Raw genomic sequence first — 19215 nt, forward strand, 5'->3', positions numbered from 1 at the left:
TGGAATAATCTTCCACGGCTTCATTCTTATTGCATATTTTTATATTACCATGTCACCCTTAGTCCAATTTTTGCGCTTAGTTCATAGCTGTCTGCAAAATTATTGAGGCTGGTGTTAGTGTTAACTGAAGTCTGACCATAGATGAAAGAATTTCCATCATTCCAATTGTAGGAACCCCCGATGCCTGTCTCAGCCCAAGTTCGGTCACTCCCCCCGTGGAAGGCAACATTTTCAACATCAACCGCGTCATTACTCCCCAAAAGCTCCTGACGAATGTTAAAAAGGCCATAAATCTTCGCAGCTTGTTCACTCTTACCCTGATCATCGTACCACTTTTGGCTATAGTCTAGCGTCACGCCCACACGTAATTTCATGTTCCTGCTTTGATCAAAGCGGACTTTGGCTCCAAATGTATCATGGAAGTCATTCATATTGATGGCAGAATGCACAAGCTGTACTTGCGGAGTCAGCGACCATTTTGGGGTCAAATCAAACCGTTGCCCTGCTTCCAGACCCAATGCATAGCCCAGAGCGGACTTATTATTCCCCAGTTGCCGACTGGCCGTCTTTGAATCCAGATCATTTTCAAAGTAGGTAAGCTGCGTTAAGCCATCCAGATAAAACCCATTATTGCCGTACCATGTACCTGTCGCACCTATCGTGTAACCATTCGCACGGATTTTACCTTCACCATGCACGGAACCCACGTTTGCATTAATATTCGAATATTGCAGGAAACCACCACCAACCACTGAGCCATGGTCATTTTCATAAAAGCGGCCGTCTATGCCGATTTGAGCACGAGCCATGTTATAGGTGATATCGCCCGCTCCAGATGTGGTGATACGGGGCGATAATTTGCCGTAAGAGGCTATCATTCGTCCCCATGTGCCATTGGGCAATGATGGGTTTGTGCTATCGTCTGCGCTACCCTCGTCAGCAGTGGTTCTGAAACTATTCACACCACGCAGTTTGTCCTCACGCCCGCCAACTTGTCCATGCAAAGACTCAGGCATATTCAGGGTCTGTAAAACTCGTCCATAAGCTTCGTAAACGCTAACGCCAGCATGATAGAGTTGTTGTGGCTTTGGTAGAGGATCTGGGTTGGGTTTTGGACTGGTCAGCGACGAGCGCAGGTACCAATTTCCATCCGAATTATCAATACCATGCTTATGAAGCCGATAAGCATAGGCACCGACCACAACGGCTGGATCTCCCTTATAACTATAATCACCAACCAAACTGAAAGTGCCATCCGACGTGCCTTTCACATCAACAACCTTGATGCCTTCAGTCGTCGGCGCACCCGCGCCGCCGACATTTTTGATAACAAGATGAGTTGTGCCAGATGTGCTGCCGTTTACCACCAGTCTGTCAGTCTTTGAGTTATCGCCTTCCAACACGGTCGATAAATTCACGATACCGTTATTACCGCCATAGTTACCTGTGATCACCAATGTACGCCCTACGGCTTTGTCATCTCCACCAGCCAAGACTGTGCCACTGTTATTCAAAGCGGAAATAGTCGTATTAAATCCGCCCATATCAAGCTTACCATGTTGCCCGATTGTATAAGACGAATCTGCACTGAAAGCCCCTTCCGCTCCTTGGCGAAGCGCCCCTTTCTGTACTTCCGTCGTACCTGTATAGTTGTTAATGCCGGTCAGAAGAGTTATACCGTTACCAGCCTGCACCATTTGCCCTTGCCCTTTTAGGGAACCGGAAAATGCCATTTGATCAGCACGGTTGAAAACCAGTTTCGTACCTTCCCCACTTTCGACCAATCCAGTAAGGGTTCCGCTGTTATGTCCATCACCGATTTGCAAAATGCCATGACGAATTACCGTACCACCAGAATGGATATTCGTGCCGGTAAGCGCCAGCGTGCCTTTACCGTTTTGAATAAGTTTGCCCTCGCCGGTGATATTGCCGCCAAACGTCACAGCATCTGCGCGGTCAAAAGCCAGCGTCCCTTTACTGCCTGTGACCACATCGCCGGAAATACTACCCTTGGTGCCGCCATCACCTATCTGGAGAACACCCTGCGTCACTGTCGTGCCGCCTGAATGAGCATTCGCGCCGGTAAGCGCCAGCGTACCTTTACCATTTTGAATAAGTTTGCCCTCGCCGGTGATATTGCCGTCAAATGTCACAGCATTTGCGCGGTCAAAAGCCAGCGTCCCTTTACTGCCTGTGACCACATCACCGGAAATACTGCCCTTAGTACCGCCATCACCTACCTGAAGGATACCCCGCGTCACTTTCGTGCCGCCGGTGTACTTGTTCTCACCGTTCAACACCAACGTACCGTCATCCGTTGTCTCAAGTGTAGCCGCCCCCGTCAGGATTGATTCAATCGTGGCAATCCTGCCAGCAGTTGACTTATTACCCGTTCCAACCCGAATTTTGGCGCTGCCTGTTTTATCATTCTCTAAGACCAGAGAACCGCCAGTGATTTTATAACCATCGGCGCTAAACTGCATACCATTTACAGTGACATTGCCGCCGCTATTATCTACCTGCACAGTCCCTGCGATCCCTGAGAAAATGGCAAACTGGTCAGTGCTTTTCCAACTGGCATTGGGATATCCTGTTTTTGACGTCCAGTTATCATTTCCACCGACCTGCCAAATACCATCACCACCACCAATGGCATTATTGTTGTGCTTACTGATGTCACCACCATCCCAATAGTTCAGGATCATGCCGCCAGTATTGATGAGATGGACTTCATGGTTTCTATTTGTACCGAGAGAGAATGAGTCCGGTTTTCCGCCAGTGAACGTCATTCCGTTATCGGTTAAGGTGCCGCCATAGTGAAATATATCGTATTCACCTGCTGCTAGTCCGCCAAGATCCGTGACATTAAGCGTTCCTGCCAGTGTCAGATCACCATGAACATCAAATAATGCCGGCGCGGAGACATCCTTTGCCCCAAACGAAATATCCACATTTGCGCCGCTATTGAGAATAAGATCTTTGCTAAATGTCAGAGTATCACCTTGTTTGCCTGTAAGGTGACCGCCGCTTTCGATCGTTGCCGTGCCGCCAATGATGCCCGTACCATTAACCTCTCCCCCATTTTTAACATTGAAGGTCGAGGTTTTTGTACCTAGCTGGCCGTCAACGACAAGGGTTCCCTCCTTAACACGCGTTGATCCTGTAAAAGCCAAGGAATCCGAACTTAGCCTCGTTACGCCAGCGCCAATTTTATCAATATGACCACTTCCAGAAATAACACCATCAAAGTTGCTTGTTCCACTCAGATTGAGTGCCAGAGTGCCTTTGTTTAAGATATCGCTTTTGGTCAGGTTTCCGGTCGTTCCACCATGACCAAGCTGTAACGTTGCGCCATTGCCAATGCTAGTCTGGCCCGAGTAGTTGCTGTCACTGGTTATGATAGCTTTGCCGCCGGCGATCTCCAAAGTGCCTGTCCCGCTTATCTCACCATCGAGTGTCACCATACTGCTCTTCGTACCGGCAACGACAACCGCGCCTTTGTTGTCGATTCCGGTGAGCGAGAGTTTGCCTATAGTGTTGCCATCACCAAACCGCAGTTTGCCCGATGTCACTGTGATCGGTTTACCCGTGGTCACATTACCGGTCAGAGTCAAATCACCGGTGCCTTGTTGGTGAAGGAAACCGGCGCCTTCAATATCAGCGGCAAAGAGGGTGGGATTTGTTCGGTCGAAAGCCAGTACACCGCTCTGCCCAATTGTCACTTTGGAAGTATTATCAAGGCTTCCCGCCAGCCCTTTATTGCCAAGTTGCAAAATACCCGATTCGATTTTTGTCTCACCGGTATAAGTATTCGCCTCTGTCAAAATAGTTGTGCCACTCCCCACTTGGTGAACTGAGCCTGCTCCACTAATAATGTGGTTATAGGTCACTTTATTGTTTCGGTTGAAATAAAGGCTTCCTGCATTATCCACGTTACTGGTGATGCTTCCCGTGTTATGTCCGTCACCCAAACGTAACGTGCTGCCGGATAATATATTGACCGTACCAATATTCATATCGTGGGTATAGGTAAGATCCAGATTTCCTGTTGTAGCACCTTTTGCCCCGATGGTGACCACTGAATTTTTCGCCCCGGACACATTGCCCTTCAGGGTTACATTTGGGCCAGACATATAAAGGCTGGCACTGCCAAGCTCGACATTGCCATCAATTGCGCCTGAATTATGAATATCGTTAGTCATGGTGCCATTATTCTTTATAGCGAATTGGTCTCCCTTTATTACACCTCCGTCCAAATTCGTGATGGTATCAATAACGCCTTTATCGTCGATATGAATTCCATTTTTCTTTCCATATAGCAAGGAAGCGTTGGTAATTTGTTTAATTTTAGACGGCCTGATCTGGGGATTAACATTCAATTCAGTCATCCCCTGCTCAGTGACCTGAATTGCGTCCTGGTCAGCCGTGATCCCTTTACTCCCGGAGTTATTATTCAGGTTTTCGAGGTATCCCCCACCTCGAATCAGAACACCGTGATTAGGTCCTGTCACTGTCCCATCATTATTGAAAGTACCAACATTACTACCAGATTCAATAACAAACGTCGCGGGAGCAGAGTTGACAATATTCCCCAGAGACAATATTCCATAATTATTAAAATTTTTAAGTATCGACGTTGTAACGGCTATTCCATCAATCGATCCTTTCTCCCGATTTATGATGGTATCTATGCTTCCAAGTTGGTCATTCTTATCTGTGTTACTCGCCTGCTGGATCTGTATTGAATTATATGAATTAGAAGCATCAATCAATTTGATTGAGCCATAATTATCTAACGTGTTTATGTGGCCAGAAGCCCAAATGGCTCCCATCACTCCACTTATTATTCCGTGATTGAGTAGCGTTCCAACAGAACCACTGTAAGTTACTATGACTCCATTAGTTCCCTGCAAAACGCCATTATTCTCAATGCAATCAACTAAAGTTTTTGGTGCTATATTATTGTTCTCACCGACATTGACTGCACTGTATTTCAGTCCGTAAGGATCTGATGTAGTTGGTTGCCCCCTAGGGGCATCAATCGATGCACCTTTATTGATAATAAGATTATCACCACTTGACAGATTATAGGGTTCTGTCTCAGCATCGGAAATAGTCGTCGTATTGGAAGAGCCACATGATGATGCAGCCGCTATTGCATTAACGCTTACTCCGGGAAAAAACAAAGCCACCCTAAGAGCCATTGGCAAAACGGCATATCTGTATATTTTCATAAATGGATTCCCTCAATAACCTGAATTTCGTTGTAAGAAGGGGGATAAAGCGCCTAAAAAAACAGTCAATGCTTTGTCAGTGAAAACAAAATGGTGGAAATTCTAAATCCATAAATACTTTAGAATAACTTTATTATTTCGTCGATTATTTCTACCAAAATTTACACCTCTCCGGAATAGAGGCCAGAAAGATCAACTAAGCAAGATTAAGTTCAAGATGTGCCAGTTCATTGGTGAATACAAAAAGACATAAAGGCAAAATGACAGCGCTGTCAGGTATGAGAAATTTAACTGCCTGATATTAATACAATAAAGATTTCTTCATAAATAGCATCGATAATTCGGGTTTTTCTTCATGAGAAAAAAATTAGCGGATAACCATTAGCCACCTTTATCATTCCCTTAATCCAAAGGACAAACCCGAATCATATGGCCATCGGGATCTTTCACAAGAAAAGTGCGGCCAAAAACGTCAGTGTAGGGTTCCTGCTGAATATCAATATTGGGATTTTGTTGCCATTTCTCAAAAAGTTGATCAACCTCTTCGCAAGTGGGCAACATAATACCCATTTCTGAAAACCGCGGCGCGGTGTTATCTGGCTTTGTTCCTCCACTCCAAATAGCGAAAATAGCTTCTTTACCCACAGTAAATGCGACATAACGCGGGCTGGAAAAAACCGGTTCAGCATTAAAAATAGTTGAATAAAAGGCCGTAGAACGTTCGATATCAGAGACATAAATCAGTTGAAGATTAGGTTTAACAACAGAAATGGGGGTTTCAGTTTTTTCAACCACAGCTTTAAGCCTTGAGAGTGTTTCGACCAAGTCTTGCGTCACTTGCTTAAAAAAACTCACTGCCTGGGAGTCAGGAAGATGTTTTTCAGGCTCAAAAGAAACACACACCTGAATACCATTTGCTATGTTACTTTCGTCGGTCAAAATTTGGTGACAGAAAGTTAATTCTCCCATTCGTGGCAGGTTGACCTGGTCAGTAAATTCTTTATTGATTTCAATATTTGCAAGATAGAAACGAATTTCCGGCATACCACTCAATACCATTTTGCCGTATTGCCCTGTTTTCACTTCACCTTCAAATTCAAAATACTCAAGATCAACTTCCCATTTTTTTCGTAAATCAAAATCGACATAATGGGACCAAATATGAGATGGTTTTGCATTTACCGATGTAGAAAAAGTGAGGGTTAACATAAAAAAACTCCAACAGTCAGATAACGGATTCAGTACATTAAGAACCCCCAAAGTAACAAACCCGTGTGACAGTTTTTGTCAGTAGTTAACACGATATTTTTCCGTTTCCCGCCATTCTTTAAGTAAAGACTGTCTTGAACGGGGATAACACTGTTGTGCTATCTTCAAATGACGCATTCTATCCGATCTGAAATGACGAAATGTTTTTCTTAATTCACACCAACCAATAACAATACTGATATTCTCAAAATATCCCAATGCAAATGGCCATATTGTCCTGGTCGATTGAGTGTTTTTCAGATCTAAATAAGTGAAAGTGATTTTATGCCGATGGTTGATCGCTTGCCGTATTTGCGGAATATCAACGGAAGGCTCAATTTTCGTAGCGGCAGGCCCAATTAATAATGCGTTTGCCTCAAGATATTGTTTAAGTTCTGTTGGGATCACGGCGGCAATTTTATTGATTGCACTATTGGCAGATGCTTTTAATTGTGAATCGGCGCGCCTGTCCACCCAACTTGCCCCTAACGCCAAGGCTTCTATCTCATTTTGCGTTAACATCAATGGAGGTAAGACAAATCCCGGTCGTAAGACATAACCGATACCCGCTTCTCCCTCGATATTTGCCCCTTGAGCCTGCAAGGTCGCAATATCCCGATAAAGTGTCCTTAAACTAATCTTCAATTTCTGCGCCAATACTTTGCCCTGTACAGGAAAGTGATAACTACGTAATATTTCTATCAGAGTTAGCAAACGTTGTACTCTAGACAATTTATCATATCCTTAATGTTAACCAATTGATTCATCCAAATTTGTAACAGAAATCATCATCTCTCCGTAATAATTTCTGTTACTGAATAATTAAAAACCATAATTACGGATAAAAATTAATAATACATCATCTAATCAATAAATTATTAATTACCTAAACAAAATCTATTTTATTTGTTCACTCTTTTCTGTTATTTAGTCTATTGATATCAGTTTGGCCTATAAAGGACTTAGGGTAAGATGACCATTTATAATCTAAAACCACTTTTCCAAAACCTATTACGCCCTCTCGTAATTTCTCTACAAAAATATGGGATCACTGCCAACCAAGTCACGTTAAGTGCGATGTTCTTGTCGATCGCTGTTGGCTTATTGTTGAGCCTGTTTCCTTCTACCCGTTTCTATTGGCTACTGCCTATTTTTCTTTTCATTCGTATGGCACTCAATGCCATTGATGGTATGTTAGCACGAGAATAAATAGGTTTTCATAATATTGAGAGTATCAGATGTTGGAGTTCCTTACCCCGCGCTCCACGCGGGGTAAGGAATACTCCTATTATTTTGAAACGCTATTTATCACCAGAAATCTCATTTGGGGGCTATTTATAATGAACTTGGAGATGTCATTTCCGATATTGCACTCTATCTCCCCTTCTATTTTTTACCTAATGTCAACAATGTCAGTCTATTGGTGTGCTTATTCCTGGCTATCCTAACAGAGTTTATCGGTGTTCTGGCACTAACGATCGGTGCATCACGGCGCTATGATGGCCCAATGGGAAAAAGCGATCGCGCTTTTATCTTCGGTGCTTATGGATTGATTATCGCACTTTTCCCTTCAACCTTAAGCTGGAGCCATTATTTATTCCCCATCATGATTATTTTACTCCTGATAACTTGCTACCAGCGTGTTGCTAAAGCCTTGCATGATATCAAACCAACTGAACAGCCATAATCCAAATAAGGCACTAATATGACACTCTTAACCCAAGCACCTATTTCAAAAACATTAAATCAACGCATTGCCGAAGAATGTTATTTCACCACATCAGATCAGACTTCCCTGTTTTATCGTTATTGGCCCCAGGGGCAGGATAAGGCAGAAAAAGCGATTATCATTTTTCATCGAGGCCATGAACATTCGGGGAGAATTCAGCATGTTGTTGATGAGCTCAATCTTTCTGATGTGCCAATGTTTGCATGGGACGCTCGTGGACATGGAAAAACAGAAGGACCACGGGGTTATAGCCCATCAATGGGCAGATCTATTCGAGATGTTGATGAATTTGTCAGGTTTATTGCCACCAATTACCACATCGCAATGGAAAATATCGTGGTTATTGGTCAGAGTGTCGGGGCAGTGTTAGTGTCTGCCTGGGTACATGATTATGCACCCAAAATCCGCGCCATGATACTTGCAGCTCCTGCGTTCGATATCAAATTATATGTTCCCTTTGCAGTGCAAGGATTGCGATTGATGCAGAAAGTACGGGGAGTTTTCTTCGTCAATTCTTACGTAAAAGCGAAATTCCTGACTCACGATGAAGCTCGTATCACATCTTATGACCGTGATCCCCTGATTACCCGCGAAATTGCCGTCAATATTCTGCTAGAACTTTATCAAACTGCAAAACGTGTGGTGAAAGATGCCAGCGCCATTACCTTACCGACACAACTGTTTATTTCCGGTAATGATTATGTGGTGAACCATAACCCCCAACACCAATTCTACCAACAATTGAATACCCCAATTAAAGAGAAATATGTTATGGCGGGGTTTTACCACGATACGCTGGGCGAAAAAAATCGCCATTTCGTCTTCGACAAAATACTACTTTTATTGATCGTATTTTTTCTATCCCACGTTACCAACATGATTACAGTAATGAAGATATCTGGAGCCATACAGCCGATGAGTTTCGTACTCTATCTCATCCATTACCCCGCTGGTGCCCTAAAAATCTTAGCTATAAATTAATGCGTAAAGCAATGAATACACGCTGGGGCAAAGCTTCTGAAGGTATCCGCATCGGCCTTGAGACCGGTTTTGATTCCGGTTCCACGCTGGATTATGTCTATCGCAATCAACCACAAGGTCAAGGAGTTTGGGGACGGTTAGTCGATCAGCAATATCTCAGAGGCAATATTGGCTGGCGCGGCATACGACAGCGTAAAATCAATATGGAAACCTTAATCCGCCAAGCGATTCACCATCTACATCAACAAAACCAACCGATTCATATTGTCGATATCGCGGCCGGACATGGACGCTATATTTTTGATGCGATCAACGACTTCAGCAAAATTGACTCGATTTTGTTAAGGGATTACAGCGAAATTAATGTTAATCAGGGCCAAGCCTATATTGCAGAGCGTAATCTTACCGATAAAATTCGTTTTGTCATCGGTGACGCTTTTGATGCTGAAAGCATTACAGCCATTTCCCCCACACCAACTCTGGGCATAGTTTCCGGTCTTTATGAACTGTTTTCTGACAATACGTTAATTAAAAATTCCCTGCGTGGTCTTGCTGATGCAATCGCCGAAAAGGGGTATCTGATATATACCGGACAACCTTGGCATCCACAACTTGAAATGATCGCGCGCGTTCTTTCCAGTCATCGCGAAAATCAGCCGTGGATCATGCGACGACGTACCCAAGGTGAAATAGACGCATTAGTAGAAGCGGCTGGTTTTGAAAAACAGTATCAATTAACGGATAACTGGGGGATTTTTACTGTATCGATTGCCAAGAAAGCCCACATTGAAAATTGATTTATTATCGCTAACGCCTCCTCAGAGGCGTAGAAATTAACCAGTTAGTTTGATGCTGAAAGATTATATTGGATATTTAGAAAGTCGTTTTCATTAAATTCAATGTTTGCTTGTTCTCCCTTATCATTTAATATTTTTTCCACAATAAGGTTGTTCAATGGCCTAATAATATTAAAATGATCACCGTTTTTAATGCGATAAATATATAAAGGAATACCTTTGTTTGAAGCAATCTCTTTGACTTCATCAAATTCATCCCAATAAGCATATTCTCCTTCAAAATAGAAAGTAGGAGTTTTTATAGATTTTAAAAAAGTTCTGGGAGAACGAAGTTCAAATTCGTTGGGATCATTCTGATCAAAAGGAACTGTAACAGGAATAGGCCCATAATTAATACGTAAACGTAAGTCAGGAATACCACCCAGCGAAAAAACTGCTCTAAATCCTTTGGAATACTCGCTAGCTAACAGTGATCGCGTACCACCAGTACTGTGTCCAGCCAAATAAATTCGATTTGGATCAACATAAGGTAACTTGGTTAAATATTGTCTCGCTGATTCAATGTCACGCAACTCACCATAAAACATTTCATAACGCCCTGGGTTGGCATTTTCTCCCCTAAAACTAGGGATCATTAATACCAATCCATCACGTCTAAATGATGAAGCTGATTGATCATTATCAGCAGAGTGCTCAGACCAGAAAAAGTCATCATTGCCAATGCCGCCATATCCTCCTGTTAACCAAATTATCGCCGGATATTTTTTACTCTGATCGACTGGAGGTGTGCTAAGAAAAGCAGCCATGTTTCCATCTTCAGCAGGATAATATATTAACGAAAAAATATCTTTTGGCGGTATAGCCGGTTGTCCATCACCAACAAAACTGTTATCAACAATTTGAGTTTTGAATTTATTATGTGCTTCAGCATAATCATCTTCACGTAATTTAAAACTGTAATTGTCTTCATCACACGCCAAGAGTAAAAAACCAAAAACAAGAGGAACAATTTTTAACCATTGGTATTGTTTCTTCATAAGTATTAGCCTAATAATTCTTTGTTAAACGTTATATTTTCTTCTCTTTATTTTTATCATTTAGTCTTAGACTTTAAAAGCCCAAATATACCAATCTAACTTCAAGATGCGTGTGATTTCTCCCCGCTTCGCGGGGAGAAATCAGGTTTAATATCGTGTTGTAAATGGCAACTTGAAGTTTAATGCGTATATAAGTGTAATCCAACAATTATCTGACTGTTTTAATAACTTCAATACAATTTCACCATCGATAAAACTTGTACTAAAATAATTTAGAAAGCGCATTTTCCAAAAGCTGACAAGTAAAATTAGTTAACTTTTTGACATATAACACTTTTCTCAGCTGATAAAAGCGATATGCTGGCATGACTTTTTTCAGTTCATCATTTGCTATCTTATTTTTTGGTTCTCAATTAAATGAATACTCGTAAAATTAAGGGAATACGTCCATTTAGTGCATTTATTGACGCTTGTTGGAAAGAAACTTACTCTTTTCACCGTTTTATCAAAGACATAATTGCTGGTATCACCGTGGGAATTATTGCTATCCCACTGGCAATGGCTCTGGCAATCGGCAGTGGTGTTGCACCACAATACGGCCTGTATACTGCGGCTATTGCTGGCATGATTATTGCTGTGACCGGAGGATCACGCTATAGCGTTTCCGGCCCAACAGCAGCTTTTGTGGTGATACTCTATCCTGTATCACAGCAATTTGGTCTCAGTGGCTTACTTATCGCCACGCTCATGTCAGGCATTATTCTGCTTATCATGGGATTAGCGCGATTAGGCCGACTGATTGAGTATATTCCACTGTCTGTTACGCTTGGATTTACGTCTGGTATTGCTATTACTATCGCTACCATGCAAGTGCAGAATTTCTTCGGCCTGAAATTAGACCATGTGCCGGAAAATTATATTAATAAGGTGATCGCCCTCTCCCAAGCGTTTCCTTCATTACAAGTCAGCGATACTCTCATTGGTTTAACCACCCTGCTGGTATTGATTTTCTGGCCAAAACTGGGGTTAAAGTTACCGGGTCACCTACCGGCTTTGCTGGCAGGTACGGGTATCATGGGGATCATGCATCTGTTAGGCCATGATGTAGCAACGATTGGTTCATCATTTAGCTATACGCTGGAAGAAGGTACACAAGGCCAAGGTATTCCCCCCATTCTTCCTCAATTTGTCCTGCCGTGGCAATTACCTGGTACTCACTCTCTTGATATTAGCTGGAATACAGTATCAGCATTACTGCCCGCTGCATTTTCGATGGCAATGTTAGGCGCAATTGAATCCCTACTGTGCGCCGTTATTCTGGATGGCATGACCGGAAAAAAACATCATTCCAACAGTGAATTGATCGGCCAAGGAATGGGTAATATTGTCGCTCCTTTCTTTGGCGGGATTACCGCAACGGCGGCTATCGCCCGTTCAGCCGCCAATGTGCGGGCAGGTGCAACTTCACCAATTGCCGCTATTGTTCATTCTCTGCTGGTGTTATTGGCGCTGCTGGTTCTTGCCCCAATGCTTTCTTATTTACCGCTTGCCGCTATGTCAGCCATTTTGTTGATTGTGGCGTGGAATATGAGCGAAGCCCATAAGGTTGTGGATCTCATTCGCCGTGCCCCCAAAGACGATATCATCGTGATGTTACTGTGTATGTCATTAACGGTTCTGTTTGATATGGTAGTGGCTATCACGATAGGCATTGTGCTGGCTTCACTACTGTTTATGCGCAAAATTGCCAATATGACCCGAATCAGCATTTCTCCTGCAACGAATAATGATACCGGTTTGTTGGTTGTGCGAATTAATGGCCCTCTGTTTTTCGCGGCCGCAGAACGTATTTTTGCTGAACTGAAAGAACAAGGAACCGATTATCACACCATTATTATGCAGTGGGATGCGGTTCCGGTTCTGGATGCAGGTGGGCTACATGCTTTCCAAGGATTCGTCCGGGAGATGGGAAAAGAGAAACACCTCGTTGTGTGCGATATTTCCTTCCAGCCCTTGAAAACACTGGCACGAGCCAAAGTCGAACCGATTAAAGGGCAATTGAGCTTTCATGCCACTTTATCCAAAGCGCTGCAAGAAATAGATTAGCCTAAATCTCCAGATAAGAATATTAGATACTTTTTTGGTCTAATATTCTTATTGCAAGACTCAAGATAAGCTCATTTTTCACCCCAAAATTTGTCTTAACTATAAACGCAGATAGGGAGAATTTTCATGCTTTTTTCACTCAATAAACATCTTACGGCAATAACATTTATCGTTTTTTCTTCCGTTACGCCATTGTTTGCCACAGATTCCATGGCTGCTGAAGAAGTCATGCATATAAATTTTCAATTTGATAAATTTTCTACGCCAATAGCAAATCTCGAAATTGATGGGAAAAAGCAAAATTTGATGATCGACACGGGAGCATCTCAAGGCCTCCATTTAACGAAAGAGTTTATGTCGGAAATCCCAGGCTTAGTGATAGATCCTGAAAAAGAACGCTCTACTGATGTTACAGGCAAAGTTTTTTTTAATGACAAATTTCACATTCCACAACTTTCGATAAACGGAATGATATTTAAGGATATTACCGGCGTTTCGCTAACACCGTGGGGAGTCACTGTATTAGGTAGAGAAAAAAAGCTTCCCACTTCGATGGTAATGGGCCTTAATTTATTCAAAGATAAAGCTGTTCTTATCGATTACAAAAAACAACAATTGTCAGTTTCTGACCATTTGCAAGCATTGGACGTCAATGTGACTGATGGTTGGAGCGAATTACCGCTGAGACTCACTCAAGAAGGCATTGTTGTCAACGTTTCACAAAACGCCAAGAATTACAACATGATCCTGGACACTGGTGCATCAGCTTCCGTTTTTTGGCAACAAAGGCTGCAATCACCTCCAGTTATCCTTCCCTGCCGGGCTTTAAGCAAAGATCTGGAAAATGAAGAATGCACTGTATCGACGTTTCAACTTGATGAGAAAGATGCTAAAAAAATAAAACTGAATTCACTACTGGTTGATGGAGATTTTAATCATTTAAATGCGGATGGATTAATTGGAAATAACTTCTTCAATCAATATGCAGTATTAATTGATTTTCCCGGCAAGAGATTATTTATTAAAGATAATGCGTAAAAAAGTCAGCGGTTACAGGATAAAATGCCTGCAACCGCATTATCAAAAAATCAAAACAGATCCCGTGATTATTTGCTGGTATCCAGCTCTGGGAAACTTTTCACTACATCATCAATGGCTTTTATCTGCATCAGGAATGGCTCCAGTTTTGCCAATGGTAATGCTGATGGGCCATCACATTTTGCATTTTCTGGATCAGGATGAGCTTCAAGGAACAAACCGGCAATTCCTACCGCCATACCAGCACGGGCCAATTCTGACACTTGCGCACGACGACCACCGGAAGCGGCACCCAATGGATCACGGCATTGCAATGAATGAGTGACGTCGAAAATCACGGGTGAGCCATTGGTTGCCTGTTTCATGACACCAAAACCCAACATATCGACGACCAGATTGTCGTAACCAAAGTTACTGCCACGGTCACACAGTATTATCTGATCGTTGCCGCCTTCTTTAAATTTTTCAACGATATTGCCCATCTGCCCTGGGCTAACGAACTGAGGTTTTTTGACATTGATAACTGCGCCAGTTTTTGCCATCGCTTCAACCAGATCAGTCTGGCGGGCAAGGAAAGCAGGAAGCTGGATGACATCAACCACCTCTGCAACGGGTTGGGCTTGCGCGGGTTCATGTATATCAGTGATAATTCTCACGCCAAAAGTCTGTTTCAGCTCCTGAAAGATTCTCATCCCCTCTTCCAGACCAGGTCCGCGATAGGAGTGGATCGAAGATCGGTTAGCCTTATCAAAAGACGCCTTAAAAACATAAGGGATGCCCAGTTTTTGCGTTACGGTCACATAGTGTTCACAAATGCGCATGGCCAAATCCCGTGACTCAAGGACATTCATACCACCAAACAGTACAAAAGGCAGATCATTTGCGACCTTGATGTCACCAATATTAACCACTTTCTGTTGCATGTTTATACCTTCTCTTGTTAAGGGCAAATAAATTTGCTGTATCCATAAAAATAAATAAAAGGCAAAGAAATGCTGCCTTATAACGCCTTTAATGGAGGATGAGCGCTCTCTGATCAATAGAGTTAATCTGCATTTTTATCATTTCTGAGATCGGGTCCTCAGGGCAATGCTCCACGAAATAACTCAAATCTGAAACAGCAATGTGATTACAATCGAGCTGCGCATAAATCAGCCCGCGGTCGCGGATTTCATACGGATCTTCGGGATCGAACATCAGCACGACTTCGCTGGCTTTTAACGCCAACTCCATTTTTTTCTCTTCCATTAAGGAAATTTTGATAATATCGGTAACTTTTCGCACAATGCTGTTATTATCAGCTTCCTGTAAATCCTTATTTTCCAAACGAACCATCGGGCCAATATTACCTTTTAACCAGACATCAAGGATATGTTCGTTGAGCGTATCACCATTCATCGGGTTAATAAACCATGTCGGCGCATCAGCCACATCAAATCGCAAGATTAACTGTGTCGGGAATATAACAGGCTGTACAGGCAATGCCAGCACCTGAGCAATATGGGCAAATATCGTTCCCAATGTGACGGGAGCGCCTTGACGTGAACGCAATACATTATCCAACCACAAGGTATCAGATAAACAATACACACCATGCGCGCCACCAAATTTCCATTCTCGATAAAATAGCGTCAATAATGCGTGTAATTTTGCTTTGGTGTCAGTAATAGAGGAAAGTTTTTGTCGCGCTTCTTCAACCAATACCGTTAATTGCTCAGTCACCATTGTGTGGTGGAAATCAGGACGAATGGCCCGTGTTACCAGAATAATACCATCTATCAGGGAAGCATTATTGAATTCATAATTAACTATGGTTTTCATCTTTATTCCATTGACCTACCGTGATACGTTCGTTACCACCATAATCCTGAAAAGTTGTTATCTGTTGATAACCTTTTTCCAAAAATAGGTTTCTGACAACGATTCCCTGTTTCCAGCCATGTTCCAATAATAGCCATCCATTTGGTAACAGGAAGTGGCGAGCCTGCTCTATAATTGACTGCAAATCTGCTATGCCATTTTGTGCAGCGATCAATGCAGTGGCTGGTTCAAACCTGACATCTCCTTCGCGCAGATGAGGGTCAAGCTCATCAATATAGGGAGGATTACTGACAATCATATCAAATAGTCTTTTCCCAACCGCAGAAAACCACTCACTTTGCAGAAAATTCACATTGTGAACAGACAATTTTTCCGCGTTTCTGGCAGCATTATGTTTTGCCAATGCGACTGCATCAGGATTGATATCCACCCCAGTGACATAGCAATCATGCCGCTCACTTGCCAGCGCCAATGCAATTGCCCCTGTTCCCGTACCAAGATCCAAGATTTGTGCCGATGATTCAGGCAATAGTTCCAGGGCCTTTTCAACCAGGCATTCCGTATCAGGACGTGGGATTAACGTTGCTGGTGATACGGTCAGGGACAGCGACCAAAACTCACGCTCTCCCACAATATAAGCAATCGGCTCCCCCTGAATACGACGGGCCAACAAAGCATTAAGCTGGTTAACTGCCTCTGGAGAAATCGATGTTTCATTGAATGCAATTAAATAAGTGCGGGAACGCCCTGTTACGTGTTGCAACAAGATTTCTGCATCACGCTTAGGGCTGTCACTTTCAGTCAACTGCATAGCGGCATGCCGGAGCCAATGTTGATAATTCATCAATCCTGCTCTGACAATGCGGATAATTGGTCTGCTTGATATTCAGTAATGATAGGTTGGATCAACATATCCAGTTTGCCTTCCATCACTTCTTCAAGACGGTATAACGTTAGGTTGATACGGTGATCGGTAACGCGTCCCTGTGGGAAGTTATAAGTGCGGTTGCGATCTGAACGGTCACCGGAGCCAAGCAAATTACGGCGTTCAGAAGCCTCAGCTTCCTGACGCTTTCGCATCTCAGCGGCACGGATACGCGCCGCAAGCACAGACATCGCTTTGGCTTTGTTCTTGTGCTGTGAACGCTCATCCTGACACTCTACGACAATCCCCGTTGGCAGGTGGGTAATGCGAATAGCGGAGTCAGTGGTGTTGACGTGCTGCCCGCCCGCGCCGGAAGAACGATAAGTATCAATTTTCAGATCGCCTGGATTAATGTCCGGTAATTCCGCTTCCGGGATTGCTGGCAGGATAGCCACCGTACACGCAGAAGTATGAATGCGTCCCTGGGATTCTGTTTCCGGCACACGCTGGACACGATGACCACCAGACTCAAATTTCAGGTGTCCATAAACTTGCTCACCAGAAATTTTGGCAATCACTTCCTTATACCCGCCATGTTCACCTTCATTGGCACTCATGAGTTCCACTTTCCAGCGACGGGATTCAGCATAACGGCTATACATACGGAATAAATCGCCGGCAAATATCGCCGCTTCATCCCCCCCCGTTCCGGCACGGACTTCAAGGAAACAGTTGCGCTCGTCATCCGGATCTTTCGGTAATAACAGCACTTGCAGTTGCTGTTCCAGCTCTTCATTACGAATTTTTGCGCTTTTGAGTTCTTCCTGCGCCATTTCCCGCATTTCGGGATCATCAAGCATCATCTCAGCTGTTTCAATATCATCCTGAACGCTTTTCCAGACTTTAAAACAGTTAGTCACATCGGTCAGTTGAGCATATTCCTTTGATAACGCGCGAAAACGCTCTTGATCAGCGATAACCTCAGCATCACCGAGGTGAGCCAAGACTTCTTCATGGCGTTCTTGTAATGCTTCCAATTTAGCGACAATAGAAGGCTTCATTCGTAATATCAGACCTTATTAAGAATAGGGTTAGTTATGATCCAGCCCAAGGCTGTCCCGTAATAGATTCAGGCGTTCCAAATCGCCATCACTGGCAGCCTGTTGGAGAGATTTAGTCGGTGTATGGATCAGACGATTCGTCAACTGGTAGGTCAATTGGTTAATGATCTGTTCAGCATCAGCACCCTGTCTTATGGACATCAATGCTTTTGCCGTCATCTCAGCCCTAATTTTCTCTGCCTGCTCTCGATATTCGCGAATTGTATTAACAGCGCCTTGAGAACGCAACCAATCCATGAAATGGCTGCTTTCTTGTTGCACAATCCCTTCCGCAACCACTGCCGCAGCTTTACGTTGAGCAAGATTTTGCTGAATGATAGCCTGTAAATCATCCACGCTGTACAGATAAACATCACTCAATTTTTCCACATCCGGTTCAATATCGCGGGGAACGGCAATGTCAATCAGCAACATGGGTTGGTTACGACGTAATTTCAACGCCCTTTCGACCATACCTTTGCCAATGATCGGCAATGGACTGGCGGTGGAGCTAATGACAATATCCGCTTCTGCCAATCGGGTATCGATATCCGGCAGGGAAATGACTTCGGCATTGACTTCACTGGCAAGCATCTGTGCCCGCTCTTTTGTCCGGTTGGCGATCATCATGTGATTCACACCATGCTCTTTTAGATGACGGGCAACCAGTTCAATTGTTTCACCCGCTCCCACCAGCAGGATATTCAGTTGGGAAAGGGATTCAAAAATTTGCCGCGCAAGCGTACAGGCTGCAAATGCGACAGAAACGGCATTGGCGCCAATTTCTGTTTCTGTTCTGATCCGCTTAGCCACCGAGAAAGATTTTTGGAATAAGCGTTCCAGTTCACTCGACAAAGATTGATAATTTTGCGACTCAGAAAAAGCCTTTTTCACCTGTCCCAAAATCTGCGGCTCCCCCAATACCAGGGAATCCAGGCCGCTCGCAACTCGCATCAAATGGCTGACGGCCTCATTGTCTAAATACCAGTAGAGGCTGCCTGTCAAATCATCAGGGTTAAGCTGATGATATTTGCATAGCCAATTAATTAACTGTTCTTCAAAATTACCCTGCTGTTCAACACTGAGGTAAAGCTCTGTACGGTTGCAGGTGGACAGCACAACGCCGCCTCGCACCAGTGGTTGCTGGAGCAAGTCATCAAGCGCTAATCCTATCGTGTCAGGAGAAAAAGACACCCGCTCACGTAAAGAAACAGGCGCTGTTTTATGGTTGATACCGAGTGCTAATAAAGTCATCTTAA

Annotated in this window: 11 protein-coding genes and 2 pseudogenes; 4 read left to right on the forward strand and 9 right to left on the reverse strand. The window is 43.5% G+C overall.

Annotated features, from left to right (window positions below):
• Positions 1 to 44 precede the first annotated feature (44 nt).
• The 3 genes from IQ209_RS01170 to IQ209_RS01180 form a co-directional block, all read right to left on the reverse strand.
• The gene (locus IQ209_RS01170; protein WP_193848224.1) at positions 45 to 5234 is read right to left on the reverse strand and encodes an autotransporter outer membrane beta-barrel domain-containing protein; all 5190 of its coding nucleotides are present in this window, start codon (positions 5232 to 5234) and stop codon (positions 45 to 47) included.
• A 402-nt stretch (positions 5235 to 5636) separates the two neighbouring features.
• Positions 5637 to 6443 carry a VOC family protein gene (locus IQ209_RS01175; RefSeq protein WP_228005640.1) on the reverse strand — a complete coding sequence of 269 codons (807 nt, stop codon included), beginning with the start codon at positions 6441 to 6443 and terminating at the stop codon, positions 5637 to 5639.
• Positions 6444 to 6521: 78 nt separating this feature from the next.
• Entirely contained in the window at positions 6522 to 7214 is a 693-nt protein-coding gene (locus IQ209_RS01180) for a YafY family protein (protein ID WP_193848226.1), read from the reverse strand.
• Between the two features lie 240 nt (positions 7215 to 7454).
• On the opposite strand from IQ209_RS01180, the pseudogene IQ209_RS18160 reads away from it, so the two are divergent.
• Together IQ209_RS18160 and IQ209_RS01195 are read left to right on the forward strand one after the other, a co-directional pair.
• A pseudogene (locus tag IQ209_RS18160) lies at positions 7455 to 8169 on the forward strand (CDP-alcohol phosphatidyltransferase family protein).
• 18 nt (positions 8170 to 8187) lie between these two features.
• Positions 8188 to 9989, forward strand: a pseudogene (locus IQ209_RS01195) (bifunctional alpha/beta hydrolase/class I SAM-dependent methyltransferase).
• Between the two features lie 44 nt (positions 9990 to 10033).
• Here IQ209_RS01195 and IQ209_RS01200 read toward each other — a convergent pair.
• On the reverse strand, positions 10034 to 11026 hold the full coding sequence (locus IQ209_RS01200) for a S9 family peptidase (RefSeq protein ID WP_193848232.1): 993 nt from the start codon (positions 11024 to 11026) through the stop codon (positions 10034 to 10036).
• Positions 11027 to 11443: 417 nt separating this feature from the next.
• Between IQ209_RS01200 and dauA the strand changes: the two genes are divergently transcribed.
• Entirely contained in the window at positions 11444 to 13132 is a 1689-nt protein-coding gene (gene dauA / locus IQ209_RS01205; RefSeq protein ID WP_193848234.1) for a C4-dicarboxylic acid transporter DauA, read from the forward strand.
• A gap of 126 nt (positions 13133 to 13258) precedes the next feature.
• The gene (locus tag IQ209_RS01210; RefSeq protein WP_193848236.1) at positions 13259 to 14170 is read left to right on the forward strand and encodes an aspartyl protease family protein; all 912 of its coding nucleotides are present in this window, start codon (positions 13259 to 13261) and stop codon (positions 14168 to 14170) included.
• Between the two features lie 68 nt (positions 14171 to 14238).
• Here IQ209_RS01210 and kdsA read toward each other — a convergent pair whose 3' ends face one another.
• The 5 genes from kdsA to hemA all read right to left on the reverse strand — a co-directional run bounded on the left by kdsA (position 14239) and on the right by hemA (position 19210).
• The gene (gene kdsA, locus IQ209_RS01215; RefSeq protein ID WP_193848238.1) at positions 14239 to 15093 is read right to left on the reverse strand and encodes a 3-deoxy-8-phosphooctulonate synthase; all 855 of its coding nucleotides are present in this window, start codon (positions 15091 to 15093) and stop codon (positions 14239 to 14241) included.
• Between the two features lie 88 nt (positions 15094 to 15181).
• A complete protein-coding gene (sirB1, locus tag IQ209_RS01220; protein ID WP_193848240.1) occupies positions 15182 to 15991 on the reverse strand; it encodes an invasion regulator SirB1 in 810 nt (269 codons plus the stop codon).
• Complete coding sequence (prmC, locus tag IQ209_RS01225) at positions 15975 to 16835, reverse strand: peptide chain release factor N(5)-glutamine methyltransferase (RefSeq protein ID WP_193848242.1); 861 nt, start codon at positions 16833 to 16835, stop codon at positions 15975 to 15977. Before prmC ends, sirB1 begins: the two co-directional genes overlap by 17 nt.
• Positions 16835 to 17917, reverse strand: a complete 1083-nt coding sequence (prfA, locus tag IQ209_RS01230; protein WP_193848244.1) for a peptide chain release factor 1 — start codon at positions 17915 to 17917, stop codon at positions 16835 to 16837. Before prfA ends, prmC begins: the two co-directional genes overlap by 1 nt.
• Positions 17918 to 17947: 30 nt before the next feature.
• Positions 17948 to 19210, reverse strand: a complete 1263-nt coding sequence (hemA, locus tag IQ209_RS01235; protein WP_193848246.1) for a glutamyl-tRNA reductase — start codon at positions 19208 to 19210, stop codon at positions 17948 to 17950.
• Between the last annotated feature and the right edge of the window lie 5 nt (positions 19211 to 19215).

It is taken from the genome of Xenorhabdus sp. BG5 (assembly GCF_015163665.1).
In the GTDB taxonomy this organism is placed as follows: domain Bacteria; phylum Pseudomonadota; class Gammaproteobacteria; order Enterobacterales; family Enterobacteriaceae; genus Xenorhabdus.